The sequence below is a fragment of the Robiginitalea biformata HTCC2501 genome, assembly GCF_000024125.1.
Classification (GTDB): domain Bacteria; phylum Bacteroidota; class Bacteroidia; order Flavobacteriales; family Flavobacteriaceae; genus Robiginitalea; species Robiginitalea biformata.
Genome location: NC_013222.1, coordinates 3,025,786 through 3,052,402, shown reverse-complemented (window position 1 = coordinate 3,052,402; position 26,617 = coordinate 3,025,786). Strand labels below are relative to the sequence as shown.

Sequence of the window (26,617 nt, the reverse complement as noted above, 5' to 3'; positions counted from 1 at the left end):
CCTTGCACGAATTCCAAAAACTTTCAAGATGAAAATCAAGAATATACTCATAGGGTGTGCCCTGCTGGTTTCAGGCTGGCTGGCTGCCCAAAACGATTTCCGCGCCACCATCAGGGACGCCGATTCCGGCGAACCCCTTATCGGGGCAACCGTATTGATCGAAGCCCTGGAGCGGGGCGGGACCACAGATACCACGGGGACCATCCTGCTGACCGATATCCCCGACGGAACACATACCTTCCGGTTCAGCTATATCGGTTTTGAACCGCAAGAACAAACATTTGACCTCCCTTTGCCGGCCCGGGACCCGGAACCGGTAATTGAACTCCACCCCGCCCATGAGGAGATGGAACAGGTTACCATCACCTCCACGCGCAGCACCCGTTCCATTGCGGATATCCCTACCCGGGTGGAATTTATCGCCGGGGAGGAGCTCGCCGAGAAAGGCAACATGAAGCCCGGGGATATCCGGATGCTCCTCAATGAAAGTACCGGGATCCAGACCCAGCAGACTTCGGCAACGAGTTATAATTCCAGCATCCGGATCCAGGGCCTGGACGGGAAATACACTCAGTTGCTTAGGGACGGGATGCCGCTGTATTCGGGGTTTTCGGGCGGGCTCAGCCTGATGCAGATTGCCCCCCTGGACCTCAAACAGGTGGAGGTCATCAAAGGCGCATCCTCCACGCTGTACGGGGGCGGGGCCATTGCCGGCCTGGTAAACCTGATCACCAAAACCCCGGGGGAAGAGGAAGAACTGAGTTTTATGCTGAACGGGACGTCGGCCCTGGGGCTGGATGCCAGCGGCTTCTATTCGGAGAAATATGGAAACTGGGGCGCTACGGTATTCGCATCCTATAACATGGGCACTCCTTATGACCCTGCGGACATCGGCCTGACGGCCATCCCGGAATTCGACCGGTTTACGCTGAACCCCAAGCTGTTTGTCTATTTTGACGATGCTACTAAGATGCATGCCGGGGTGAACCTGGTTACCGAAAAGCGGTTGGGGGGCAATATTGCGTTTGCAAAAGGTGAAGAAGTAGCAGACCCCTATTTTGAAGCGAACGAAACGGACCGTATCTCCACCCAGTTCGAATTGGACCACGGGCTGGGCGGGACCGGGAGGCTGCAGGTTAAAAACAGCCTGAATTTTTACGACCGGTCCATCGCCATTCCGAATTACGCTTTTGGCGGCCGGCAGTTTTCGTCCTTTTCCGAGGCGAATATTTCCTGGGGAGGCGAACAATCCGAGTGGATCACCGGGCTCAACCTGTGGACGGACCGCTTCACCCAATCAGAGGGCGACCCGGAACGGGACCTGGGGTATTCCAACGCCACCCTGGGCGGCTTCGTACAGAATACCTGGAACCTGGCACCCCTCTGGACCCTGGAATCCGGTTTCCGCCTGGATTACCAGAACCGCTATGGCTGGTATGCCCTGCCGCGCTTCTCCCTGATGTTCGACCCGGCCTCCGCGTGGACGTTCCGCCTGGGGGGCGGGCTGGGGTACAAAACCCCCACGGTTTTCTCGGAAGACGCCGAGCGGCTGCAATTCCGGAACATCCTGCCCCTGGATATGGGAGCCTTGAAAGCCGAGGAATCGGCCGGGGCCAATTTTGATATCAACCACCGGATGCCCCTGGCCCCCGGGTTGGTCATGTCCTCCAATGTGCTGTTCTATTACACCCGCATAGCAGACCCGCTGCTGCTGATCCCGGCCGGCAACCTCTTTGAGTTTACCCAACCCGACGGGTATGTGGATACCCACGGGGCCGAGGTCAACCTCAAGTGGAGCTACGGCGACCTGAAACTCTTTGTGGGGTATACCTATGCGAACGTGAAGGAACACTACAACGGGGAGGCCTCCGATTTTCCGCTCGTGGCAAAACATCGGCTCAACAATGTGCTGATGTATGAGAAACACGACAATTTCTGGATTGGCCTGGAGGCGTATTATTTCAGCCCGCAGCAACTCAGCGACGGGACCACCGGGCAGGCTTACTGGATTACCGGGGTGATGACCGAGAAGAAACTCGGGGAGCACCTGTCCGTTTACCTGAATTTTGAGAATTTCCTGGACACCCGGCAGACGGCCTTCGACACCATTTATACCGGCGACCTGAGCGACCCGCAATTCCGGGACATTTACGCCCCGGTGGACGGTTTTGTCGTCAATGGCGGGTTTAAGTGGCAGTTGTAACCTCCCGGGGAATCGATTGTCAGGCGGTTTGGGTTCCGGGGTAGTATTTATCCCGGAGCCAAAATGCTACCCGCACCAGCAGGATCAGGGCCGGGACTTCTACAAGCGGCCCGATGACCCCGGCAAATGCCTGGCCCGAATTCAGGCCGAAAACGGCGATGGCCACGGCAATGGCCAGTTCAAAATTGTTGCCTGCAGCCGTAAAGGCAATGGCGGCGTTTTTGTCATAGGTGGCCCCGGCGGCCCGGCTTACAAAGAAGCCGATCAGGAACATCAGGGCAAAATAGATCAGCAGGGGAACGGCAATCAAAAGCACATCCCCGGGAATTTCGACAATCAGTTCCCCTTTCAGGGAGAACATGACCACGATGGTGAACAAGAGCGCGATGAGCGTCAGGGGGGAGATGGTTGGGATAAATTTATTTTCGTACCATTCCACGCCTTTTGCCCGGACCAGGAGCCAACGGCTGAGGATGCCCAGGGCAAACGGGATGCCCAGGTAAATGGCAACGCTCTCGGCAATAGTGGCAATCGAAATATCTACCAGGGCGCCCTCAAAGCCGAAATAGGGGGGAAGGACGGTGATGAATATCCAGGCGTAAAAACTGTAACCGAACACCTGGAAGATGCTGTTCAGGGCCACCAGCCCGGCGCCGTATTCGCTGCTGCCTTCGGCCAGGTCGTTCCAGACCAGGACCATGGCAATACAGCGGGCCAGCCCAATCAGGATGAGCCCCACCATGTACTCGGGATGGTCTCCCAAAAAGAGGACGGCCAGCACAAACATGAGCACGGGCCCGATGATCCAGTTCAGGAGCAGGGAGATGGATAGCACTTTCAGGTTGCGGAACACCCTGGGCAGCAGGCTGTAATTTACCTTGGCCAAGGGCGGGTACATCATAACGATCAGCCCGATGGCAATGGGGATGTTCGTGGAGCCGCTGCTGTAGGAATCGATTCCGGAGGCGATCCGGGGGAATCCATATCCGAGGCCCACCCCCAGGGCCATGGCCAGGAAAATCCATAGGGTGAGGTAGCGGTTGAGGAAACCGAGGCGTTTCGGTGCGTTTTTTGCCATAAATGTTTAACAACAAGTATCTTTTAAATGGACATCCTGGTCCAGGAACTGGCTGAATTCCGTTTTCATCGCATTCCAGTTTTCACGGTCAATGCAATAACAGACGCGGGTCCCGTCCACATCGCCCTTAATCAGCCCCATACTGCGAAGCTCTTTCAAATGCTGGGAAACGGTAGGTTGTGCCAGCCCGATCTCCTCCACCAGGTCCCCGCAGATACAGGCATCTACACGAAAAAGGTGTTGCAGGATGGCAATGCGCGCCGGGTGGGCAAACACCTTGGCGATCAGGGCCAGTTCATTCTGCTGCTCGGTGAATATTTCGGACTTGGTCAATCCCATTATTATTAATTTATTGCAATATTACAATATACAATGACAACTTTTACAAAAAGCGAGATTTTTTTTGGGGGGGGGCGCCAAACCGGGAGGTTTTCCCTGGGAAGTATCCGCTGGGTTTCTTGCAGACCCAAAGCGTTCAAATTTCTGTGTATGCTGAAACGGACTAAAAACCGTACGTTAGCGTCAGGCTCCAGATAAAATCTTCTTCGGGGAGGATATCCGTATCAATAGCCATGTTAAAGAGTGCTGAAATCGAAACAGGGCAGTTGCGGAGGGCAAGTGTCGCAGTAAGCGTACTGTAATATCCATGCAGCGCATCCTGAGACAGGTAAAACACCTGGGGGCTGAGGACCATATAGAGACGCCCGGCGAGGTCCAGGTCGGACAGCGTACTGTTCAGTGTCACAAAATTCACCCGTTTCGAGGTGTCGTCAAAGCCCCAGGAGGTCAGGTAATAGGCCCCGACCTGAATTTTTTCACTGATTTTAAAACTGGGCGCCAGTTCGGCTGCCAGGAATCGGCGCGCACTGTTGATGGTTTTTTCCACGCCATTATCCAACACAGTTGCGGTGCGAAAATTTAAGGCCGGATGCGCCCCCACACGTAGTGAGAACCGCTCATTGTCAACAGCCTGGTAGCGAAACCAGAAAAGCAAGGTCCAGGGCCTCCCCTGCAGGGAGAATCGGATATCCGGCTCCACACTAAAACGCTTCCGGGCAAACTTTCCAAGGAAGATTGCTGCCGGGTCGCCCAGGGAAAATGACGGGATGAGCGAGATGCCATTATTGGTCACGGAAAAGGAACCGCTAACATGGTCCAGCAGGGGTTCACTGGGTTGGATGCCTTCGCGTAGAACCTGGCCCGAAAACCGGTCCAGAACGGCAGTGGAATCCCGGTCCTGGGCCTGTATCCTTGCGGTCACCATGAACAATATGGCCAGAATCCCCATTGAACAGGTACGTCGGATAGATTTAATGAACATAGAAATAGCAATCAGTGCGCGGCTGTCAATTCAGCATGCGGTACTCATTCGGCGTATAACCGACATTCTTCTTAAAAAGGCGGGAAAAATGCTGGGGGTATTTAAACCCCAGGTCAAAGGCGATTTCACTGACGGATTTGTCCGTGTCGAAGGTCCGGGCCTTGGCCGTTTCGATGAGTTTATCCTGGATCAGGTCTTTGGCGGACTTTCCGGTTTCCTTCTTGATCAGGTCCCCGAAATAATTGGGCGATAAGTGCAGTTCCCCGGCAAAATAAGCAACTGTCGGCAACCCGATTTCCCGGGGTTTGTCCGAATTGAAATAGCCATTGAGTAATTTTTCAAATTTGCCTACTACGCCCTGGTTCTTGTGTTCCCGGGTAAAAAATTGCCGGTCGTAAAAACGGTGGCAATAGTTCAGGAACAATTCGATATTTGAGGTGACCAGTTTCCGGCTGTGCCGGTCCATTCCCTGCTGCAATTCAAATTCTATTTTGGAAAAACAGTCCAGTACGATTTGCCGTTCCCTTTCGGATATGTGCAGCGCCTCATGGAGCTCATAGGAAAAGAAGGAATGGGAGTCGATAACTTTCCCGAGTTGGGTTCCCAGGAGCAGGTCCGGGTGGAAAAGCAAGGCGAAGCCCGTTGGCTGGTAATCCGTTTCGATATGTTCGATGTTGACTATCTGGCCCGGGCCCACGAAAACAAGAGTCCCGTCCTGGAAGTCGTAATTCTGCCTGCCGTACCGCATGATGCACTGTTGCCCCTGCTTGAGGAAAATCCCGTAAAAATGATAGCGCACCGAGCGGGTACCCTTGCGCGGCTTCCAGTCGGCCTTGGACAAATCCACGACGGTTACCAAAGGGTGGCTTGCGGACAATCCCAGCCCCTTGCAGTAGTCATTGACCATTTCCAGTTCCACCATGTTTTTCATTGTCGGCTATTTACCATCAAAAATAGGCAATCAGTGTCATTCTCAACAGGATGTGCCTGGCCATCGGTAATAATGGTATGACTAACCGTATTTCATATACTAGGCTTCCGCTCTTTCGTATCCATATTTGTAGTGTGTCAAAATTCCCCGAAGGAAATCCTAATGAGTCACTTATGAAGCCACTATTTTCTATTGTTTTATTGATTCTATCGCTTACCGCTACCGCGCAAAACCCCATTGTCAGTACAGCGGACGGTGAATTGCGGGGAGTACAGGCCGAGGCTGTTGCCAGTTTTAAGGGAATTCCCTTTGCGGCTCCCCCGATTGGCGAATATCGCTGGCGACCCCCACAGCCGGTAACACCCTGGGAAGGAGTGCGCGATGCCGTAGACTACGGTCCAATTTGCGCACAGTCGGGCTGGGGGGGAGCTCCGGGCACCATTGTTGACGGGTCATCTGAAGACTGTTTATATCTCAATGTCTGGGCTCCTGCAGATGCCGGGGCTAATGAAAAATTGCCGGTAATGGTATGGTTTCACGGCGGCGGTTTTACAGGCGGCAGCGGTTCCGGGGCAGGGACGGTTGGCGATGAATTTGCAAAACAGGGAGTTATCCTGGTTACGGTTAATTACCGGTTGGGTCGTTTGGGCCATTATGCATTTCCCGCCCTGAGTGATGAGCATCCCGATGAGGACAAAGGCAGTTATGCATTTATGGACAACATTGCCGCCCTCAAGTGGGTGCAAAAGAATATTGCCGCCTTTGGGGGCGATCCGGAAAATGTGACCATTTTCGGGTTTTCGGCCGGGGGCGTGGCCATCCATGCGCTCATGACCATTCCGGACGCGCAGGGGCTTTTTCACAAGGCAATCGGTCATTCCAGCGGCGGAAGGGACGGAGTCCTTACAGGCAGGCCCATACGAAAGGACGATGCCGACGCACTTTACCCCATTTCAGCCGAAACCATCGGCGTAAACTTTGCCCGTAAACACGGGATAGAAGGTAGCGATGCGGCTACCCTGGAAAAACTTCGATCCCTGAGTGTTGAGGAGATTGTAGACGGCGGGCAGGAATATGATGGGCAGGGAGGGCCACGAATTTATTCAGGCCCCATTCTCGACGGGGAATTTGTTGTGGAGACTGCCGAGAGTGCCTACAAGGCAGGAAGACAGGCGAAGGTACCGCTGATGATCGGAAATAACAGCGCGGAGATTGGGGGCGGATTTGTTAACTCGAGCAGTTCTAAGGCAGAGTTATTCGCTTTGTTCGGGGATCTTGAAGATGAAGCGCGAGCTGCTTATGACCCTGGGAACAGTAAAGAATTTGCCGAGGTACAAACCCGGTTCAATACGGATTGGGTGTGGGGGGAGCCCGCACGGTTTGCAGCAAGTTCGGTTGCTGCCGTTGACCAGCCGGCGTACGTTTTTCTCTTTTCGTATGTACCGGCGGCTATGAAGGAGCGAATGACCTTTGGGCCTGGTCACGGAACAGATGTCGCGTTTGTTTTTAACAAACTCGGAGTAGGGGGCTTCGGACCGCCCCCGCCCCCTCCAACGCCAGAAGACAAAGAAGTTGCGAGAATAATGAATGCCTATTGGGTAAACTTCGCCAGGACAGGTAACCCCAATGCCAACGGGCTGCCACAATGGCCTGAATATACACCTGCAGGCAACAGGATTCTCGAAATCCAACCCGACGGCAACCCGGTTGGCAAACCGGATCCCAGAAAAGAACGTCTGGATGTGATTGAGAAAGTTATGGAGCTACTCCGTGCAACAGTACAAACCAGGGGGATTTGAGAAGGTGATAAAGCGGGCGAAAATTCGCAAAACCCGAAACTGAAAAAGCAAATTAATAATTGCCATGATTTTAACCGGCTTCTTCCGTGCTTTCATAATTGCCATATGTATCTCCATACCCGGAATATTTTGCCGGAATAATGGTGCGGATAAACCGGAAAAAACGACTCAGGTGCGTCAATCGGATATACAAAGCAGGCATTTAAATAAGAACAACCGGGTGGGGGATATTGTGGCCCACACGGCCTTTGGGGAATTCGGACGCTTGCTGTTGCCGCATGACGACAATACTCGCTATTACCATGTTCCCCTGCGCAATGTAGCGTCATTGATGCCTTACCACAGCCGGGTGAAACCCGACGATGTTCTAGCGGCCTTGAATGATATGATCGATGAGGTAGGCGAGGGGAACAAAATATTTTACGATTATTATACCGAGGACCAAAAAAGGCAAAACCCGGATAAAAAGAATACCGGCCTCTTCTTTTTCCGGGGAAAACCCGGTGCCCCGATGGCCATCATCTGCCCGGGCGGGGGATTTTCCTATGTGGGATCCCTGCACGAAGGCTTTCCGCTGGCGCGTGAATTGAGTAAAAAGGGATACAATGCCTTTGTCATACGCTATCGAATTGGCAGCGGGCGATGGGCAACCGAAGACTTAGCCGCAGCCATCAGCTACCTATTTCGACAAGCCCGGGATTTACAAGTGGACACCGGGGGGTATTCGCTTTGGGGCGGCTCGGCCGGTGCCCGGATGGTGGGGGATATTGCCCGGGATGGCGTGTCTGCCTATGGGGGAGATAATTTGCCCAAACCGGCCGCAGCAGTTATTGCCTATACGGGGCAGGCTGCCTATTCGAACGATTTTTCTCCGGCCTTTATCACGGTGGCGGCGAATGACCCAATTGTCGACATCCGCACCGTGGAAAGGCGGGTTGCCAACCTGAAAGGCGCCGGGGTGGATGTGGAATATAAAAGATATGAACACGCGGGTCACGGTTTTGGCCTGGGTACGGGGACGGAAGCTGAAGGATGGCTGGACCTGGCCACGCGTTTTTGGGAACGGCAACTCGAACGCTGACTGAAATATGGAATAAAAATTGGAGCAACATGAATTCTAAACATAAGAAAATGAAAACAAGATTTATCAGTCTATTTGTATTTGTAATAGGAGTTACAACATTCGCGCAGGATGCGGCTGTTAAGCAGGAAATCGAGAAACTTTCACAGGCCAAATGGCAGTGGATGGCAGACAAGAACACAGAGGAACTCGACAAGGTTTTTCACGAGAAGTCCAAGTTCGTCCACATGAGCGGTTCCTGGAAAAAGGATCGGGAGCTCGAAATCATCAAAACCGGGAGCATCTGGTACAAACAGGCCGATGTACATGACGTGGCGGTGGAAGTCTTCGGGGATACCGCCGTCCTGTGGAACCGGATCACCCTGATGGCCCACGTTCGGGGAAATGACGTATCCAATGAATTTACGGTCACCGAGGTCTACAAGAGGGAAGGGGATAATTGGCAATTATTGGCCCTCACCTTCAGCAGTGTCCGCGACACCCACGAGATCTCGCATTAATTGACGAAGCAGTTGACTGGAAAGGGTAAAGCGAACTCGGACCTGGTCCGGGTCTTTAAACAGCACCTGGAACAGCAATTTCCCGTGGATGGAGACCACGCGCCCGTGCAACTCCGCAAGCCTTCCGATTTTGCCCGGGTGCTTCAAGTTCATGTGAACCACCTGAACCGGGCACTGACGGCAGTTACAGGCAAAACCACCACGGAGGTGCTCAATGAACGGTTTGTCCTGGAGGCCAAACGACTGCTGTGGGAAACCGATTGGAAAATCGCGAATATTTCCTGGTCGCTCGGCTTCCGGGAAGCCAACAATTTCAGCGCATTTTTTAAGAGGCACACAGGTGTTCCCCCAACTGTTTTCAGGGACCGTCAAAAGAAAGCGAAATGAAATATTACCTCCTTTTGATTTCCCTTGTCCTGGCAAGCCCTGAAACCTCCTGCCAGGAGGCCACAGCAGATTCCGGAAAGACACTGATTGTTTATCTGACGCGTACGCGGAATACCGAAACCGTTGCACAAATCATCCGGGACCTGGTTGAGGCCGATATGGTCCGCCTTGAATTGGAAACCCCGTATCCTAAGGAATACCAGGATATCGTTCGTCAGGTGGCACGGGAAAATGAATCCGGCTACCTGCCGCCCTTGAAGACCCGGGTGGAAGTCGGGGTGTATGACAGGGTTTTTGTTGGATTTCCGACCTGGGGAATGAAATTACCGCCACCGGTTAAAAGTTTCCTCCAAACCCATGACCTCGAAGGTAAGGAAGTCATTCCGTTCAACACGAATGGCGGATATGGTGTGGGCAGTTCATTCCGCCAATTGGCCCTGCTTTGCGAAGAATGCAATATCCTTGAGGGATATTCCACACGGGGAGGGAGTGAGAGGGACGGGATCTATCTGGCGATCCGCGGCCAGCGACACGCCCAGGTTTCCGGGTCTGTAAAGGACTGGCTTGAAGAAATTGGGGTTTTAACCCGGGAGTGAGCATTTTACAAAAGTTTAACAAGCAGCCGGGGGCAATGTTTGAATTTTATACCCCGAGGCCCGCCGGAATATTTAATTTTAAAGGATTAAAAACCACATATGGCAAATTTCAACCTGAAAATCAACGGCTCCACCATGGCGGTGGACGTGGATCCGGCAACCCCGCTTTTATGGGTACTTCGCGACCACCTGAACCTGGTAGGTACCAAATACGGTTGCGGGATCGCCCAGTGCGGCGCCTGTACGATCCACCTCGGGGATACAGCAACACGTTCCTGCATGCTTCCCGTTTCGGCGGTAGGCGATCAGGAGGTGACGACTATCGAAGGCCTCTCCGAAAACGGCGATCACCCGGTACAAAAGGCTTGGCTGGATGTAGACGTTCCCCAGTGCGGATACTGCCAGGCAGGCCAGATCATGACGGCCAGCGCCCTGCTGAAACAAAACCCGAACCCCTCGGATTCGGATATCGAATCTGCTATGAATGGCAATATCTGCCGGTGCGGCACGTATGTGCGGATCAAGAAAGCAGTAAAGCAGGCAGCCCAGGGGGGAAGCTAAGCAAACCACGGGATAACCCGGTTTAATAAAAATAAAATATCAAATATGACGCTTGTAAAAACGCATATGGGGCGACGTGCCTTTATCAAGAACACCAGCCTGGCCGGAGGGGGTTTGGTGCTTGGTTTTAGCATCTTCAATGCCTGTAAACCCAAAGATTCCAATGAAGTGGCTGTACGGGAGATGCCGGATGAATGGTTCGAGATCAATTCCTACCTGAAGATCGGAGATAACGGCCTGGTCACCATCATGGCCCCCAATCCCGAATTCGGCCAGGGGGTCATCACCTCCATGCCGATGATTGTAGCCGATGAGCTGGATGTCGATTGGGAGGATGTGTTGGTGGAACAGGCGAACTTTGACCAGGAGGCCTACGGCTGGCAATTCACCGGCGGGAGCCAGGGCATCCGCCGGAGGTGGGAGGGCCTTCGTATAGCGGGCGCATCTGCCAAACAAATGCTAAAGCAGGCCGCTGCTCAAACCTGGGCGGTACCGATCGGGGAAATCTCAGTCTCTAATGGTGTTGTCTCGCACGAAGCCTCCGGGAATACGGCCGGGTTCGGAGACCTGGCTTCACTGGCAGCGACCCTGGAAGTACCTGAGGAGGTTACCCTGAAAAACGTGGAAGACTTTACCATTATCGGAACCTCTAAAAAGGACGTGGAAACCCGGAAAATCATTACCGGGAAGCCGTTGTTTGGCCTGGATTACCAGTATGAAGGGGCGCTTACGGCCATGGTGATCCATCCGCCGGCCTTCGGATTGCGATTGAAATCCTTTGATGCAACCGCGGCCCGGTCCATGCCGGGCATTGTAGATGTTATCCAGATCAAAACGCTGGAGGACAGCTTTACACGGGGGTATTTTGATACGAATGCATTTACCGACCTGGTAGCCGTTGTGGGTAAATCCACCTGGGAGGTGATGAATGCGAAGAAAAGTGTACAGGCGGAGTGGGAACCTATATCCGACTCCCGGTTCAAAATGGACCGGTTTGGCAACGAGATGGAAATTGAAGTCCCGGGTGGGCTTGAAAGCACTGATGACCATTATGCAAAGATGGAGGAGATGGCTGCCGGGTCGGGCACAACGGCGCGTAAAGACGGCAATCCGGAACGCGCCTTTGCCGGGGCCGCCCAGGTAATCGAGCGATCGTATTCCTGCCCGTTCCTCGCGCACAACTGCATGGAGCCCATGAATTTTTTCGCCCATGTAACAGAAGAAGGGGCCAAGCTCGCCGGGCCATTACAGGCGCCGGTCCTTACCGAACCCACAGTAGCCGCCCGATTGAACCTGCCTCCCGAGAAGGTGGAGATTGAATTGACGCGGATGGGAGGCGGTTTCGGGCGTCGCGCCTACGGCCATTACGCAGTAGAAGCCGCGCTGATATCCCGGGAAGTGGGCCAACCGGTAAAACTGGTCTATACCCGGGAAGACGACATGACCTGCGGGATCTACAGGCCTACCTATCACGCCACCTACCGCGCGGCACTGGATGCGGATAACAACCTGGTCGCCTTCCATGTAAAGGCCGGCGGAATCCCGGAAACCCCTTTGTTCGCCAACCGCTTCCCGGCGGGTGCGGTGGAAAATTACCTGGCCGAGCAATGGGAGGTCAATTCAAATATCACCATTGGTGCCTTCCGGGCACCACGCTCCAATTTCATGGCCGGGGTGGAGCAGGCTTTTTTGGACGAGGTAGCCGAGCTGGCGGGGAAAGACCCTATTGACTTCAGGCTGGAATTGATTGAACGGGCAAAAAATAACCCGGTTGGCGAAAACAATGACTACGACCCGGATCGACTTGCCGGGGTTCTGAAACTCGTACGCGAAAAATCGAATTGGGATCAATCCCCCCGGGGCGTCCACAGGGGCGTGGCAGCGTACTTTTGCCACAACAGTTATGCAGCACATGTCATCGACGTGGTCATGGAAGGGAACACCCCGAAGGTTGAACGCGTGGTTTGCGCCCTGGATTGTGGGATTGTCATCAATCCGGATGCCGCGACCAACATGGCCGAAGGGGCTATCGTGGACGGGGTAGGAAATGCCATGTACGGCGAATTAACCTTTACGGACGGTCGCACAAACCAAACGAATTTTGACAAGTATAAAATCATCCGTCATGCCGAGGCGCCAAAGAACATCGAGGTGTACTTTGTCGAGAACGACATCGACCCGACCGGGTTGGGCGAACCGCCCTTCCCGCCGGTAACGGGCGCCCTGGCGAATGCCATCTACAAAGCAAGCGGGCGGCGGTTGTACCGCCAGCCGTTTGCAACGGACCGGCCGGCTATAGTCGGATAGCCGGATATTCAAAACCCGCGCGGTTTGCGTCAAAGCTTGTTGCTTTGACCAGTACAGGTATCCCAAGCCCTTGAAATTTCGTATCTTATTAGGAAATCTCAATTTAAGAAAACACTCCATGACCCCAGTTAAAACAACTTTTGGAAGGCGCGCATTTATCAAACGATCCGCCCTCGGCAGCGGAGGCCTTATTCTGACATTCAACTGGCTGGCTTCCTGCAATATGACCCAGGAGGAAGTGAGCCGCCTACCCGAGGAGTGGTTTCAACTGAACGGCCACCTGAAGATAGGCGATAACGGGCTGGTGACCATTATGGCCCCCAACCCGGAAGGAGGGCAGAATGTAAAAACGTCCATGCCGATGATTGTGGCCGACGAGTTGGATGTGGACTGGATGGATGTGGTGGTGGAACAGGCTCCGCTCAATGCAGATGCCTTCCAGTTCCAATGGCTGGGGGGCAGCCAGGCCATCCGGCGCGGTTGGCCTGCCCTGCGCATGGCTGGCGCCTCGGCCCGGTACATGCTGCGCCAGGCAGCGGCTTCGGCCTGGGAAGTACCCCTGGGCGAGATTACCACAAGCGCGGGCCAGTTGCACCATGAGCCCAGCGGGAAATCGGCCGGCTACGGGGAGATGGCCGCTGCTGCCTCCCAAATTGCCGTACCGGAGGAAATTGAACTGAAGAAGATCGAGGATTTTACCATCATCGGGACTTCCCGCAAGAATGTTGATGGGCTTAAAATCGTAACGGGTAAGCCGCTTTTTGGCATGGATACGGTTCGCGATGGCATGCTTATCGCCATGATTGCCCATCCCCCGGCTTTCGGGCTGAAATTGAAATCCATCGATGATTCGGCCGTGCGGGGGATGCCGGGAATCCGGGATGTCTTCACCGTCAAGGTCTTTAAAGAGGATTATGTCAAGACGTTTTTCGATACGCGCACCTATAACGAGGTTGCCGTCATCGTTGGGGATTCCACCTGGGAGGTAATGCAGGCGAAAAAGGCCCTGAAGATGGAATGCGTGCCGATTGAAACTACCACAAATACCCGCGACCGCTTCGGGCGGCAGTACCAGGAAACCATTCCGGCAGGCCTGGAAAGCACTACGGAGCATCGCGCCCGAATGGCAGAAATGGCTGCAAAACCTGCTGAAATCAGACGTAAGGACGGCGATCCCGAAGGGGCATTTGCCCGTGCCGACCGGATTATCGAAAGGACGTACACCGCACCGTTCCTGGCGCATAATTGCATGGAGCCCATGAATTTTTTTGCCCATGTAACGGCGGATAAGGCCGATCTGATTGGGCCGTTGCAGAAGCCGGACCTTACCGAACAGGCCCTGGCCGCAAGGTTGGGCATGCCCATAGAGGATATTGAAATTCAGATGACGCGCTTTGGCGGGGGGTACGGCCGCCGTTCCTATGCGCACTGGCTCATTGAAGCTGCCCTGATTTCACAAAAAATGAAAGCCCCGGTGAAACTGGTTTACAGCCGGGAGGACGATATGACCGATGGGATTTACCGCCCGGCCTACCACGCCCAATTCCGGGCTGCCCTGGATGCCGACAACCGGCTCATCGGTTTCCATGTGAAAACCGGAGGAATCCCGGAAAGCCCGCTTGCGGCAGACCGTTTCCCGGCGGGGGCCGTGGACAACTACCTGGCCGAGGAGTGGACGATCGACACGAACCTCACTGTGGGGTCATTCAGGGCACCGCGCTCCAATTTTATGGCCAGTGCGGAACAGTCCTTCCTGGATGAGGTGGCCGAGGCCGCTGGTAAGGATCCGATCGATTTCCGGCTGGAGTTGCTGGAACGGGCCATCACGAATCCGTTGGAAGGCGTGAATAACGATTACGACCCGGAGCGATACGCCGGCGTACTGGAACTGGTAAGGGAAAAATCGGGTTGGGGGCAGCAGGAGCCCGGAATCCACCGCGGCGTTTCGGCGTATTTCTGCCACAATTCCTATGCTGCCCAGGTGCTGGACCTGACAATGGATAACGGGGTGCCCCGGGTTCAAAGGGTGACCTGCGCCCTGGATTGCGGCCTGGTGGTGAACCCGGATGCCGCCCGGAACCTGGCAGAAGGCGGAATTGTTGACGGTATCGGGAACGCGCTATTCGGGGAACTGACCTTTGTAGACGGCGTACCTGCAAAAAAGAATTTTGACCAATACCGGATGATCCGCATGTCCGAAGCCCCGGAAGAAATAAACATCCATTTTGTTGAAAACACGGTAGATCCAACCGGCCTGGGCGAACCTACCTTCCCACCGATTTTCGCAGCCCTGGCCAACGCCCTGTACCAGGCAACCGGGAAACGCCTGTACGACCAGCCCTATTTGAAATCGCTTTCGACGGCATGAAGTTGGTTGGATGGGCGAGAAAATATTGTATATTTAATTGAATATCAGAAATTATGGCAACATACCAACTCAACATCAACGGTGAAACCCGGGAAGTGGACGTGGACCCGTCCACCCCGCTCCTCTGGGTACTACGCGACCACCTGAACCTGGTCGGCACAAAGTACGGCTGCGGGATTGCCCAGTGCGGCGCCTGCACCATCCACCTGGGCAATACGGCCACGCGCTCCTGCATGCTGCCGGTATCGGCAGTGGGCAACCAGGAAGTGACTACCATCGAAGGGCTATCCGAAAACGGCGACCATCCGGTGCAAAAGGCCTGGCTGGAAGTGGACGTCCCCCAGTGCGGCTACTGCCAGGCGGGACAAATCATGTCTGCCGCCGCCCTGCTCAAGAGCAACCCGTCCCCCACGGACGCGGACATCGAAGGGGCCATGAACGGGAATATCTGCCGATGCGGCACCTATGTGCGCATCAAGAAAGCCATCAAAATGGCGGCATCCGGGGAATAGCCGGGGGTCCTGCGCACCGATTCACTAAGACATCCACCTAAAACACTATTATGACGCTTGTTAAGACAAAATTCGGACGCCGTGCCTTTATCCGGAACACCAGCCTGGCCGGGGGTGGCCTGGTCCTCGGGTTCAGCTGGCTGAATTCCTGCAAACCCGAACAAACCGAAGAAATTGCCACCCTGGAGATGCCGGAGGAGTGGTTCGAGATGAACGCCTTTTTAAAGATTGGCGACAACGGGGTGGTGACCATCATGTCCCCGAACCCGGAAATCGGCCAGAATGTAAAAACTTCCATGCCGATGATCGTGGCCGAGGAACTCGATGTGGACTGGGACAACGTGGTTGTCGAACAGGCGGCGCTCAACACGGAGAATTTTTCCTGGCAGGTAGCCGGCGGAAGCCGGTCCATCGCAAACGGCTGGCCGGCCCTGCGGATGGCGGGGGCCACGGCCCGCCACATGCTGCGGGAAGCCGCCGCACAGGCCTGGCAGGTCCCGGCAGCGGAAATCACCACGGACGCCGGGATGCTCACCCATGAGGCCAGCGGCAACTCCGCCGGCTACGGGGAGATGGCTGCAGCCGCTGCCAAAATGGAGGTGCCGGAAGACGTGGAACTCAAATCGCCTTCCGAGTTTAAAATCATCGGTACGTCCCGCAAAAACGTGGACGGGCGAAACATCGTCACCGGTAAACCCCTTTTCGGCCTGGACGTGCAGCGGGAGGGCATGCTGATAGCGAGCCCGGTGCACCCGCCAGCTTTCGGCCTGCAACTGAAATCCTACGATGCCGAAGCAGTCAAATCCATGCCGGGGATCCGGGATGTCTTCACCATCAAACTCTACGAGGACGACTACAGCCGGGGGGCCTTTGACCATACGGCTTTTAACGAGCTGGTCATTGTACTCGGGGAAACTACCTGGGAGGTCTTCCAGGCAAAAAAAGCATTGAATGCCCAGTGGGAAGCGGCTCCCGATCAATCCATCGGCATGTCGCTGTTTGGGAACGATATCGTGGTGAACCACCCGGCGGGCGCGGAGAGCACAGACGATCACGCAAAAAAAATGGAGGAACTCGCGGCGCGGAAAGGACGCGTGGTTCGAAGGGACGGGAACCCCGAAGCGGCTTTCAGCAATGCAGCCAAGGTGATTGAACGGACCTATACCTGCCCGTTCCTTGCCCACAATACCATGGAGCCGATGAACTTTTTTGCCCATGTGACTGCAGACCGGGCGGAACTTCTGGGCCCCACCCAGACTCCCGAGTGGATGGAGCACGCCGTCGCGGCCCGGCTCGGCATGCCCCTGGAGAAAATAGATATCATGATGACCCGGATGGGCGGCGGCTTTGGCCGGCGGCTCTACGGGCACTTTATGGTGGAGGCCGCTGCCATTTCCCAAAAGGTGCAGGCCCCCGTCAAGTTGGTGTATACACGGGAGGACGATATGACCCAGGGCACTTACCGGCCCGCTTACCGGGCTACCTACCGGGCAGCCCTGGATGAAAACAACCAGTTGACGGCCTTCCACGTGCGTGCCGGCGGCGTGCCGGAAAGCCCGCTCTTTGCCAACCGGTTCCCGGCCGGGGCACTGGATAACTACCTGGCGGAAGACTGGACCCTGGAGACGAATATCACCACTGGTGCCTTCCGCGCCCCACGGTCCAACTTTATCGCGGGGGCCGAACAGGCCTTCCTGGACGAAGTGGCCGAGGCCGCCGGGCAGGACCCGATCCAATTCCGGTTGGACCTGCTGAAACGGGCTCAGGACAACCCGGTGGGGGAGGACAATGACTATGAGGCAGACCGCTATGCCGGCGTTTTGGAACTCGTCCGGGAAAAATCCGGTTGGGGGCAGGACACCCCCGGGAAATACCGGGGCGTTTCCGCTTATTTCTGCCACGAAAGTTACGTGGCCCAGGTGCTCGATGTGGTGATGCAAAATGGCCAGCCGGTGGTAGACCGCGTTTGCGCCGCCATCGACTGCGGGATTGTCGTCAACCCGGATGCAGCCACCAACCTGGCCGAAGGCGGGGCAGTAGACGGAATAGGACACGCCATGTACAGCGCGCTGACGTTCCGGGACGGGGTCCCGGAGCAGACCAATTTTGACCGCTACCGACTCATCCGCCACAGCGAGGCGCCCAAGTCCATTGACGTGCATTTTGTGGAAAGCGACACGGACCCCACCGGGATGGGGGAACCGCCATTCCCGCCCATTATGGGGGCCCTGGCCAATGCGCTATACAAGGCCGATGGCCGGAGGCGTTACAACCAGCCGTTTATTTCCGACAAACCCCCGTTGGTTGGATAATCTGATAGGGGCTGCAATACCCAGTCGCCCCGCGGGAATCAGCAATGCCGTACTGCTACTGCTGGCGCTGGCTTTCTGGAGCTGCCGGGGGCAGGGAGGCCGGGATGCCTCAGCAGATCACCCGACTCCACAGAAACAAGGGGCTCAGGAGGAACGGGTGGTCGGCGGCCCGTGTGAGGGATGCGAGGCATTGCTCGAATACGGGGATAGGCCTTTGAATGCCGTGGATACCCTGCCGAAATTCAAGGAAACAGAACCCAAACTCCGCCTCACCGGGACGGTGTTTCAGGCCGACGGTAAGACCCCGGCAGAGGGGGTTATCCTCTATTTTTACCAGACCAACCGGGAGGGGATTTACGAAACAAGGGGGGATGAAACCGGTTGGGCCCGCCACCATGGTTTTATACGGGGATGGGTCCGGACAGGCCCGGACGGCAAATACACCATCTATACCTTCCGCCCGGGGGCCTATCCGAGCCGGAGCGAACCGGAACACATCCACCTGACCGTCAAAGAGCCGAATACCATCCCGTATTACCTGGATTCCTACCATTTCCAGGACGACCCGCTGCTGACCGGGACCCACCGAAAGGCGATGGATAACCGGGGCGGATCGGGCATTGTTGCGCCCAGGCCCGAGGATGGGATGCTCACCGCTTACCGGGACCTCTTTCTCGGGTTGCATATCCCAGGCTACTGATAGGACACAAAATTCCCATCGGTTTTAGCTATTTTGCCTTTCTGAGGATACCAACCTTTTGACGCTTTATGAAGACTTCAATCCGCGCCCTGATGGATTCGCTGATCCGGAAGCTACGGTCGTTTCTGGCTCCCGTCCTGGACCATCTGCCCCGGTTTTCGCCCTACCTGGTCACCCTGATAGCTGCCCTGATTATCGTGGTGGGCGGTATCAACCTGTTTATCGAACTCACCGACACGCTGCATACGGAGGCCCTGGCCGCCTGGGACCAGCGCGTCACGGATTATGTGCTTTCCTACCGGAGCCCGGGCCTGACATCCTACTTTATCGCAGTGACTGAAATAGGGGATGTAAACGGGTATCTGGTGATCCTGGGCATCAGTGTGCTGCTGACCATCCTGGTATTCAAACGATGGAAGTACATCTGGCAGATTGTCCTGGTTCTCGCCCTCGCCTCAATCTCCAATATGATCCTGAAAAGATTTATAGACCGGGCGCGCCCGGGGATTGAGCACCTGGTCGTGGTCAAGACCCTCAGTTACCCAAGCGGCCATGCGATGAGCGCCATGGCGTTTTACGGGTTTTTGATCTATCTGGTGTACCATTTCAAAATGCATACAGCCCTCAAGGGGTTGGTGATCTTTTTGCTGGCCCTGCTGATCCTGAGCATCGGCGTGAGCCGGATTTACCTGGGGGTCCATTACCCGTCGGATATCGTTGGCGGGTTTATCGCAGGGCTCATCTGGGTGTTTTTCTGTATCCTGATTTTTAACCTGATCGAAGTATTCCGCAGCGACCCGCTCACATAAAGTTCGTCGGTTTCTGAGCTCTTGATCCGTCTGACCAAAAATGTAATGCCATGCGTAAGTATTTGATTGGTTTCTTAATCGTATTGGGCCTGTTCCTGGTTCTTGTGTATTGGTCCCTGGGGGAAACGGAAGACGAGTTCCGGACCTGCCAGGTTCTTGGGATGGGGGATGTGGAATCCCTGGATTTCAGGGAATACGATTCGGTCACGGTTGCGGCCAACACGCTTTACGAGGCCAGTTGGGTGAAGCAATTTATGCAGGGCGAACAATACCGCGACGCCTGGGCTACCCCGGTAACTGTTCCCATCGCCTATCTGGACACGCTGAAAGGGGGCATGACCTTCATCGAGGAAGGCGGGGGCAAACAAACCCATTCCCTGGAGTTCAAGGACCCGCAGGGAATCCGCTTTACCCTTCGCAGCCTGAGCAAGGACCCGGAAAAACTGGTGCCCGACCTGGCACGGCAGCTCGGCCTGGAGAACATCGTCATCGACGGGGTTTCCGCCCAGCACCCGTATGCCGCCCTGGCGGTGGCCGAACTCTCGGAGGCGGCCGGCATCCTCCACACGCATCCCCAACTGGTTTTTGTACCAGCCCAGGAATCCCTGGGGGAGTTGAACGAACAATACGGTAACCGGCTCTACTATCTTGAATACGAATCAGAAGGCCCCGTGGATTGGACCGGGATTCCGGGCGCGATAGAACTCATCGACACGGAAGACCTCCAGGAACTCAAGCTCGAATTGAAAGATTCCCTCAGGCTGGACCGGGAGGCCCTGCTACGGGCGCGGTTGTTCGATTTAATTATCGGCGACTGGGACCGGCATGCAAAACAATGGGGCTGGGTCCTTTTAAAAGGCCCGGAAGGCTATCGGGCCACCCCGGTGCCCACCGACCGGGACAACGCATTTTTTGACCAGGACGGCATCCTGCCGAACCTGATCGCCAACAGGATTTCCCTACCCGAAGTGCAGTCCTTCACATCAGACATCCGCTACCTGCCCGGATTGGTTCAGGAATTTGATGCCTATTTCCTGGGCAGGGCTTCCCTGGAGGAATTTAAGGAGGCTGCAGGCTACTTGCAGTCGCGGCTTTCGGACGCCGCTATCGACGGTGCCTTTGCCGTATGGCCCCCTGCTGTCGACAGCCTGGATGGCCCCCAAATCCGGAGCCGTCTGAAATCCCGGCGGGATTCCATTGTGCAGTATGCCGAACGGTTCCATGAAGTCTTGGGCGATTTGCCCTCCAAACCAATCCGCCTAAGCGGGTCCGAAGAACTGGAATTGCCGGAGGGTCCGGACCGGTGTTTTGAATGCGATAGCGTTCCGCATCCCGGCTCCTGAATCACTGTCCCCAAAGGCGGGGCCTAGGCATTTTTACACACCTGGCGCTGGCATCCCAACCCGGCGATGGTCAGTTCCACCTCGTCCCCGGCCTTCAGATATTGGGGCGGCTTCATCCCAAGGCCAACCCCCGGGGGCGTCCCCGTGGATATCAGGTCGCCGGCCTCCAGGGTCATGAATTGCGAGAGGTAATACACCAGGAACCGGCAATTGAAGATCATCGTTGCGGTATTGCCGCTTTGCCGCTGGGACCCATTCACGCTTAGTCCCATGTCCAGGTTCTGTACGTCCGCTATTTCCTCCGGGGTAGCCACCCAGGGACCCAGCGGGTTGAATGTGTCGCAGGATTTCCCTTTGGTCCACTGGCCGCCCCTTTCAATCTGAAACGCCCGCTCTGAAACATCGTGGGAGATGCAATAACCGGCAATGTATGCAGCTGCCTCGGATTCGGATGCCAGGTAGCGCGCATCCCGGCCCATGACAATGCCGAGTTCCACCTCCCAATCCGTTTTTTCGCTTCCGCGGGGGATCAAAATGTCGTCGTAGGGCCCCACCACGGTATTGGAACCCTTTTGGAATACGATAGGTTCTTTTGGGATATCCATCCCACTCTCAGCAGCGTGGTCCGAATAGTTCAGGCCAATGCAAATTACCTTGCCTGGCCGGGCAACCGGCGAACCCCAACGGGTGTCTTCCGGAACTTCCGGCAGGTCCCCCGCCTTTGCAGCCAGTGTCCGGAGTTCCTCCAGGCCGCCGGCATTGAAAAAGCCGCGGTCCCAATCCGCAAAATGTCCCGAGAGGTCCCTGCGGGTTCCGTCGATATACAAGCCGGGTTTTTCGGCACCGGGCTGGCCGAAACGAATCAGTTTCATGGTGTATCAAATTTTGGTTCAAATGCAAATCGGTTGGCGGGGCGCCCCCTGAAACCACTGTTTTTAACGACAAACAGGGAACCTGCCAGGGGCTGCTTTTCCAATTCCCCCAGGGTGAGTCCCTTGCTGGCGGATGTGATATACAGGTCTTCCCCTTCCGGCCCCCCAAAGGAGCAGCTTGTGATTTGTGCGGCAGGCAGGGGGAAAGCCCCGAGCTTCCGGCCGGTTTCCGGATCCCATCGCGCCACCTGCCATCCGCCCCAATGGGCAATCCAGAGCTTGTCCTCCGAATCGATGGTCATCCCGTCCGGGAAACCTTCGGATTCCGGGATGCCAAAGGCAATCCGGCGGTTGGTAAGCGCCCCGGTTTCCGGATGGAAATCGAAGGCCTGGACGGCCCGGGTGGGGGTGTCGATATAGTACATCGTCGTACCCGCCGCGTTCCAGGCAAGTCCGTTGGATATGGTGATGCCCCGCAGTTGTTCCTTACAGTCCCCATCCGGCCCCAGGCAGTACAATGCCCCTATTGGCCGATCTTCGGAAAGGGGCATCGTCCCGATCCAGAAACGCCCGGCCGGGTCGCATTTCCCATCGTTAAAACGGATCCCGTCGGGGATGTGTTCCAGGGCCGTCAGCAGTTTGCGCTTGCCGGAATCCCGGTGGATCCATTCCAGGCGGGTGTCCAGGGCAGCCAGCAGGTGGCCGTTGGTACACAGGGCGACGGCCCCGACCAGCGCCTGGGTTTTTATATGGTGGTGTTTCCCGGTGGCCACATCGAATTCGTGGATGGTACCCCCCAGGATATCCACCCAGATAAGGCTTCCAGTATGGTTGTCCCATACCGGGCCTTCGCCCAGTTCACAGCGGTGGGCCAGGACGGGCTTGGGCTTTTGGCTGAATAATTCAGGTTGCTTCATCAGGTGTTCAGGTTTTTAAAGCCCCCGTCGATGGGGTAGTCGCACCCCGTCAGGAATGCGGCCTCGTCCGAGCACAGGTAAAGGGCAAACGCAGCGATTTCCTCCGGCCGTCCCATGCGGCCGATGGGTTGGGTGGCGGAGAGCTTTTTATACATTTCCTCCTCCCGGCCCGGGTAATTTTCCGCCAGGTACCCGTCTACAAAGGGGGTGTGGACGCGCGCAGGCGAAAGGGAGTTACAGCGAATGCCATACGGGAGGTAGTCCCGGGCGACGGATAGCGTCATGGTGGCGATGGCCCCTTTGGTGGAACTGTAGGCAAATCGTTCCGGCAAGCCAAGCCCGCTGGCTATGGACGCCAGGTTCAGGATCACCCCGCCGCGTTTTTTCATATGGGGCAGGACGGCCCGGAGCATGTTGTGGACCCCGCCCACATTTACACGCAGCAGCCGGTCCATGTCCTCGGCTGAGGTGGTTTCCGCCGTCCCGATATGGGCTATGGCGGCATTGTTCACCAGGATATCCAGCTTGTCCGCCTCCCCCACAATCTGTTCGATAGCGGTTTCAACCGATTCGGGATCTGCCTGGTCGCAGAAACAAAATGCCGCCTGCCTGTTGGTGGATGCGATTGCGGCAGCTGTCTGTTCCCCGGCCTCCCGGTCCCTGTCCAGGATAAAAACACGGGCCCCCCGGTTGGCGAACATCCGCGCGATGGCCGCGCCGATTCCTTTGGCGCCTCCGGTAACCAGGGCGGTTTTGCCGTCTAGCCGGAAGAGGTCGTCATTTTTCATAGGGAGAGGGGCTTACGGCTGTCCATCCGCCGTCCACCACGAGGGTCTGGCCGGTGATGTGCCGGGCGTCTTCGGATACCAGGAAAAGGGCGGCCCGGGCGATATCGGAGGTTTCCGCAGGCCGGCCGATAGGGGTAAGCCGGGACCAGAGCGGGGTGTAATCGGGGTCCTCCAGGGTGCGTTCCGTTTTAGTCGCCCCGGGGGCAATGGCGTTGACGCGGATCCCGTAGCCGGAAACCTCCAGGACCAGGTTGCGCGCCAGCAATTCGATGGCCGCTTTGGTCATGCCATAGGCGCCCAGGTTTTTATGGGCCTGGTGGCCGGTGACGGAAGACATAAACAACAGGGCCCCGCCGCTGCCTTGCTGCTTCATTTGGCGGGCTGCCGCCTGCGCCAGGAAGAAGGTCCCCGCAAGGTTCACCTCCATCACCTGGTTAAAATCTTCCCGTTTATATTCCATGAACCCGCCAAACAAGGTAATTCCCGCATTTGCGATCGCGATGTCCAGGCGACCGGTAAAGGAGGTCCCGGCATGGACCAACTGCCGGATGATTTCCGGGTTGCTGGCATCCCCTGCAACCGGTGTACAGGACGGCCCGAGTTCCCCGGCGGCTTCGGCCGCCAGTTTTTCGTCCAGGTCGTTGAGGACCACGCGGGCTCCTTCCCGAATCAGTTCCCGGCAGATTTCGAGCCCGATGCCCTTACCGGCACCGGTAACTATGGCCGATTGATCTTTAAATTTCATGTAGGTCGGTTGATGCGTGCACAACCCGGAACCGGATGCCGGCAGGGTTGGTGCACCATCCGAAGATAACAAAAATCCGGTGGCTCCGGATGGCTCCGGATGGCTCCGGTTGACTCCGGTCGGCCCTGATTGGCCCCGGTTGACTCCGGTTGGCCCTGATTGGCCCCGGTTGACTCCGGTTGGCCCCGCCGGGTTCCGTCCAGGCGTCGGCGTACGGCAATAGGCAATGGATCAGGAACCCGGGGTGCTCGCTGGACCCGGTTGTGGCGAGTTCCTGAAGGCTTCCCCGGAATCCCGGTAATCGCTGGGGTTCATCCCGGCCACCCGGTTGAACACGCGGTTGAAGTACGACATGCTCTGGAAGCCGGAGGCAAAACAGGCATCTCCTACGGTGTTCCCTGCCAGCAATTCCCTTTTGGCCTGGCTTACCCGGTAGCGGTTCAGGAATTCCGTAAAGGTGTATTTGGTCATTTTCTTGAAGTACCTGCAAAAGGCCTCCCGGGTCAGGTGGCAGGTACCGGCAATATCCTCCAGCGCAATGGGTTCCCGGTAATGATTATCGATATAGGCGAATATCTTCCGGATGCGCTCCTGGTCGACAGCGCTGGCCGGGTTGTGGTAGGGCTGTTCGTGCAGCAGTTCCGTTTCCTCGGTCTCCAGGGATTCCGCCAGGGCCTGCAGGATGCCCACCAATCGGAAATACTGTTCGTCAGGGCTCAGGCCTTCCATTTCAAAGAGCGATTCGCCTACCTGGGGTTTTATCGTCCCGTGAAATACAATTCCGTGGGCTGACAAACGCATTAAGTGGTTAATCCGCGTGAGTTCGCGCGTTCCCAGAAAATGGGATTCCACCCACTCCTTTTTCATGTGCAGTACCGCTTTCCGGTAATCCGTGGTCACCCCGTAATCGAAATTCAGGTGGGGGATGTTCGAACCGATCAAAACCAGGTCGCTCTGGTTGTAGCGGGAAAAATGCCGACCCACATGCCGGTTTCCCCAGGCATTGTCGATATAGACCAATTCAAATTCCGGGTGGAAGTGCCAGAAGAACAGGTCGCTGAGCCTCGGGTTGAACATAAGGGAGAACGACCGGTCTTCCGAACTCGTAATGGTTTCCAGGCGGATTTGCATGGTGTTGTCTATTGAATCCCGATTAAACTACGCCAAATTGTCAATATAGTACAAAGGCAAGTCAAAGGACGTCATAGAATTCAACGAATAAAGTGGCATTTTTGTATAACATCATAGGGATTATCGGAATGAAATGCGTTTGGAAGCGGCTATTTGCCTGATTTTTCCCGGGCATCGGCAACCATACGTGTTAACATCCTTCAAACTGGATTTCCCGGGTAAGTGCCCGTTTTCGAAAAACCCTTAAAAAGAAAGATCACCATGAATCCACCTGTAAAACCCTCCCAATCCGACAACGCCCACAAAGACATCCCGGGCAACCCCTCTACGGCCAAAAGCAGTCAGGTGGCGCTCCGACAGGAAGCCCGGGCGGACGCCCTCCGGGTGCTTTCCCCGGACGATTGGGCATTTTGGAAGGAGAACGGCTATATCGTCATCAAAGGGGCCGTACCCCGGGAACAGGCGCAAAAAACAGCGGAATTTCTCTGGGAATTCGACGAAAAGGACCCGGACAACCCGGAAACCTGGTACGCCCCGCCCCGTGCGGAAATCCAGATGAAGGAACTCGCCGGGACGGGCATGGTGGAGGTGTACAACAACCAGGCCCTTTGGAATAACCGGCAGGCCCCGCGCGTATACGATGCCTTTGTCGATATCTGGGGGACGGAACGCCTCTGGGTAACCATCGACCGGGCTAACCTGAATTTCCCGATGCGCCCGGGCCACGAGTACAAGGGTTTTATCCATTGGGATTACGACCCGGAAACCAGGCCCCAGCAGGTGCAGGGCGTCCTGGCCCTTGCCGACCAGACGGACCCCGAGATGGGCGGCTTTCAGTGCATCCCCTGGTTGTTCCGCAATTACGATACCTGGAAGCAAACCCAGCCCGAGGACCGGGACCGGTTTAAACCGGACATCACCGGGTTGGAGGATAAAATCGTAAAAGTACCCATGGAGGCGGGAGACCTGCTGATCTTTAACAGCCTGCAGCCCCATGGAATCCGACCGAACCGCTCGGACAACAAGGTTCGCATTGCCCAGTATATTTCGATGATGCCCGCCGAGGAATCGAACCGGGAACTCCGGGAGTGGCGGATCCGCTCGTGGAAGGACCGGGTGGCCCCCGAGGGCTATGCCTTTCCCGGCGACCCGAGGAACTGGGAGCAGGAGCGCTACCCCCGGGCGGAGCTCTCGCCACTGGGCGAGAAGCTCCTGGGCTTGCGGGATTGGTAAGTCCGTTTTCCTTACCTCCAGGATACTCCTCCCTGATGAGGATACCCATTCCCCGTTTCGCAAAATGTAACAGGAACCGAAAATTTTGATATGTAAAATTTCCGGCTGTCAGGATAACGGGGA

24 protein-coding genes are annotated in these 26,617 nt (G+C 56.1%); 15 read left to right on the top strand and 9 right to left on the bottom strand.

The annotated features are described in order from the left end of the window. Positions 1-28 precede the first annotated feature (28 nt). Positions 29-2,203, top strand: coding sequence for a TonB-dependent receptor (locus tag RB2501_RS13510; protein ID WP_015755415.1), 2,175 nt, complete (start codon positions 29-31; stop codon positions 2,201-2,203). A 19-nt stretch (positions 2,204-2,222) separates the two neighbouring features. Here RB2501_RS13510 and arsB read toward each other — a convergent pair whose 3' ends face one another. From arsB to RB2501_RS13490, 4 genes are all read right to left on the bottom strand, one after another. Next, positions 2,223-3,281, bottom strand: a complete 1,059-nt coding sequence (gene arsB / locus RB2501_RS13505) for an ACR3 family arsenite efflux transporter (RefSeq protein ID WP_015755414.1) — start codon at positions 3,279-3,281, stop codon at positions 2,223-2,225. 6 nt (positions 3,282-3,287) lie between these two features. Further along, positions 3,288-3,620: an ArsR/SmtB family transcription factor gene (locus RB2501_RS13500; protein WP_015755413.1), complete on the bottom strand. Its 333-nt coding sequence runs from the start codon at positions 3,618-3,620 to the stop codon at positions 3,288-3,290. A gap of 163 nt (positions 3,621-3,783) precedes the next feature. Continuing rightward, entirely contained in the window at positions 3,784-4,569 is a 786-nt protein-coding gene (locus tag RB2501_RS13495; protein WP_015755412.1) for a hypothetical protein, read from the bottom strand. A gap of 58 nt (positions 4,570-4,627) precedes the next feature. Next, positions 4,628-5,533 (bottom strand): helix-turn-helix domain-containing protein, encoded by a 906-nt coding sequence (locus RB2501_RS13490; RefSeq protein WP_015755411.1) that lies wholly within the window; start codon positions 5,531-5,533, stop codon positions 4,628-4,630. 50 nt (positions 5,534-5,583) lie between these two features. On the opposite strand from RB2501_RS13490, the gene RB2501_RS13485 reads away from it, so the two are divergent. From RB2501_RS13485 to RB2501_RS13425, 13 genes are all read left to right on the top strand, one after another. Further along, positions 5,584-7,332, top strand: coding sequence for a carboxylesterase/lipase family protein (locus RB2501_RS13485; RefSeq protein WP_238528074.1), 1,749 nt, complete (start codon positions 5,584-5,586; stop codon positions 7,330-7,332). A 172-nt stretch (positions 7,333-7,504) separates the two neighbouring features. Next, positions 7,505-8,413, top strand: coding sequence for an alpha/beta hydrolase (locus tag RB2501_RS13480; RefSeq protein ID WP_202944101.1), 909 nt, complete (start codon positions 7,505-7,507; stop codon positions 8,411-8,413). A 50-nt stretch (positions 8,414-8,463) separates the two neighbouring features. Further along, positions 8,464-8,913, top strand: a complete 450-nt coding sequence (locus RB2501_RS13475; RefSeq protein ID WP_015755407.1) for a nuclear transport factor 2 family protein — start codon at positions 8,464-8,466, stop codon at positions 8,911-8,913. Between the two features lie 12 nt (positions 8,914-8,925). Continuing rightward, a complete protein-coding gene (locus tag RB2501_RS13470; protein ID WP_015755406.1) occupies positions 8,926-9,300 on the top strand; it encodes a helix-turn-helix domain-containing protein in 375 nt (124 codons plus the stop codon). After that, a complete protein-coding gene (locus tag RB2501_RS13465; RefSeq protein ID WP_015755405.1) occupies positions 9,297-9,896 on the top strand; it encodes a flavodoxin family protein in 600 nt (199 codons plus the stop codon). The genes RB2501_RS13470 and RB2501_RS13465 overlap by 4 nt, the downstream gene beginning before the upstream one ends. A gap of 99 nt (positions 9,897-9,995) precedes the next feature. Further along, positions 9,996-10,457, top strand: coding sequence for a (2Fe-2S)-binding protein (locus tag RB2501_RS13460; RefSeq protein WP_015755404.1), 462 nt, complete (start codon positions 9,996-9,998; stop codon positions 10,455-10,457). Between the two features lie 45 nt (positions 10,458-10,502). Beyond that, a complete protein-coding gene (locus tag RB2501_RS13455) occupies positions 10,503-12,764 on the top strand; it encodes a xanthine dehydrogenase family protein molybdopterin-binding subunit (protein WP_041327272.1) in 2,262 nt (753 codons plus the stop codon). A gap of 118 nt (positions 12,765-12,882) precedes the next feature. Continuing rightward, complete coding sequence (locus RB2501_RS13450) at positions 12,883-15,132, top strand: xanthine dehydrogenase family protein molybdopterin-binding subunit (protein ID WP_015755402.1); 2,250 nt, start codon at positions 12,883-12,885, stop codon at positions 15,130-15,132. Positions 15,133-15,185: 53 nt separating this feature from the next. Continuing rightward, positions 15,186-15,644, top strand: a complete 459-nt coding sequence (locus RB2501_RS13445) for a (2Fe-2S)-binding protein (RefSeq protein WP_015755401.1) — start codon at positions 15,186-15,188, stop codon at positions 15,642-15,644. 50 nt (positions 15,645-15,694) lie between these two features. Continuing rightward, positions 15,695-17,956: a xanthine dehydrogenase family protein molybdopterin-binding subunit gene (locus tag RB2501_RS13440; protein ID WP_015755400.1), complete on the top strand. Its 2,262-nt coding sequence runs from the start codon at positions 15,695-15,697 to the stop codon at positions 17,954-17,956. Next, positions 17,949-18,656: a dioxygenase family protein gene (locus tag RB2501_RS13435; RefSeq protein ID WP_015755399.1), complete on the top strand. Its 708-nt coding sequence runs from the start codon at positions 17,949-17,951 to the stop codon at positions 18,654-18,656. Before RB2501_RS13440 ends, RB2501_RS13435 begins: the two co-directional genes overlap by 8 nt. Positions 18,657-18,724: 68 nt before the next feature. After that, positions 18,725-19,465 (top strand): phosphatase PAP2 family protein, encoded by a 741-nt coding sequence (locus tag RB2501_RS13430; protein ID WP_015755398.1) that lies wholly within the window; start codon positions 18,725-18,727, stop codon positions 19,463-19,465. A 50-nt stretch (positions 19,466-19,515) separates the two neighbouring features. Then, positions 19,516-20,808, top strand: coding sequence for a HipA domain-containing protein (locus RB2501_RS13425; protein WP_041327271.1), 1,293 nt, complete (start codon positions 19,516-19,518; stop codon positions 20,806-20,808). 23 nt (positions 20,809-20,831) lie between these two features. On the opposite strand, the gene RB2501_RS13420 is transcribed toward RB2501_RS13425, so the two are convergent. The 5 genes from RB2501_RS13420 to RB2501_RS13400 all read right to left on the bottom strand — a co-directional run bounded on the left by RB2501_RS13420 (position 20,832) and on the right by RB2501_RS13400 (position 25,261). Continuing rightward, positions 20,832-21,680: a fumarylacetoacetate hydrolase family protein gene (locus tag RB2501_RS13420; RefSeq protein ID WP_015755396.1), complete on the bottom strand. Its 849-nt coding sequence runs from the start codon at positions 21,678-21,680 to the stop codon at positions 20,832-20,834. Continuing rightward, positions 21,677-22,597 (bottom strand): SMP-30/gluconolactonase/LRE family protein, encoded by a 921-nt coding sequence (locus RB2501_RS13415; protein ID WP_015755395.1) that lies wholly within the window; start codon positions 22,595-22,597, stop codon positions 21,677-21,679. Before RB2501_RS13415 ends, RB2501_RS13420 begins: the two co-directional genes overlap by 4 nt. Next, positions 22,597-23,385, bottom strand: a complete 789-nt coding sequence (locus RB2501_RS13410) for an SDR family NAD(P)-dependent oxidoreductase (RefSeq protein ID WP_015755394.1) — start codon at positions 23,383-23,385, stop codon at positions 22,597-22,599. The genes RB2501_RS13415 and RB2501_RS13410 overlap by 1 nt, the downstream gene beginning before the upstream one ends. Beyond that, positions 23,375-24,130: an SDR family NAD(P)-dependent oxidoreductase gene (locus RB2501_RS13405; protein WP_041327270.1), complete on the bottom strand. Its 756-nt coding sequence runs from the start codon at positions 24,128-24,130 to the stop codon at positions 23,375-23,377. Before RB2501_RS13405 ends, RB2501_RS13410 begins: the two co-directional genes overlap by 11 nt. A 231-nt stretch (positions 24,131-24,361) precedes the next feature. Beyond that, on the bottom strand, positions 24,362-25,261 hold the full coding sequence (locus RB2501_RS13400; RefSeq protein ID WP_015755392.1) for an AraC family transcriptional regulator: 900 nt from the start codon (positions 25,259-25,261) through the stop codon (positions 24,362-24,364). Positions 25,262-25,522: 261 nt separating this feature from the next. On the opposite strand from RB2501_RS13400, the gene RB2501_RS13395 reads away from it, so the two are divergent. Then, positions 25,523-26,494, top strand: coding sequence for a phytanoyl-CoA dioxygenase family protein (locus RB2501_RS13395; RefSeq protein ID WP_015755391.1), 972 nt, complete (start codon positions 25,523-25,525; stop codon positions 26,492-26,494). Positions 26,495-26,617: the final 123 nt, after the last annotated feature.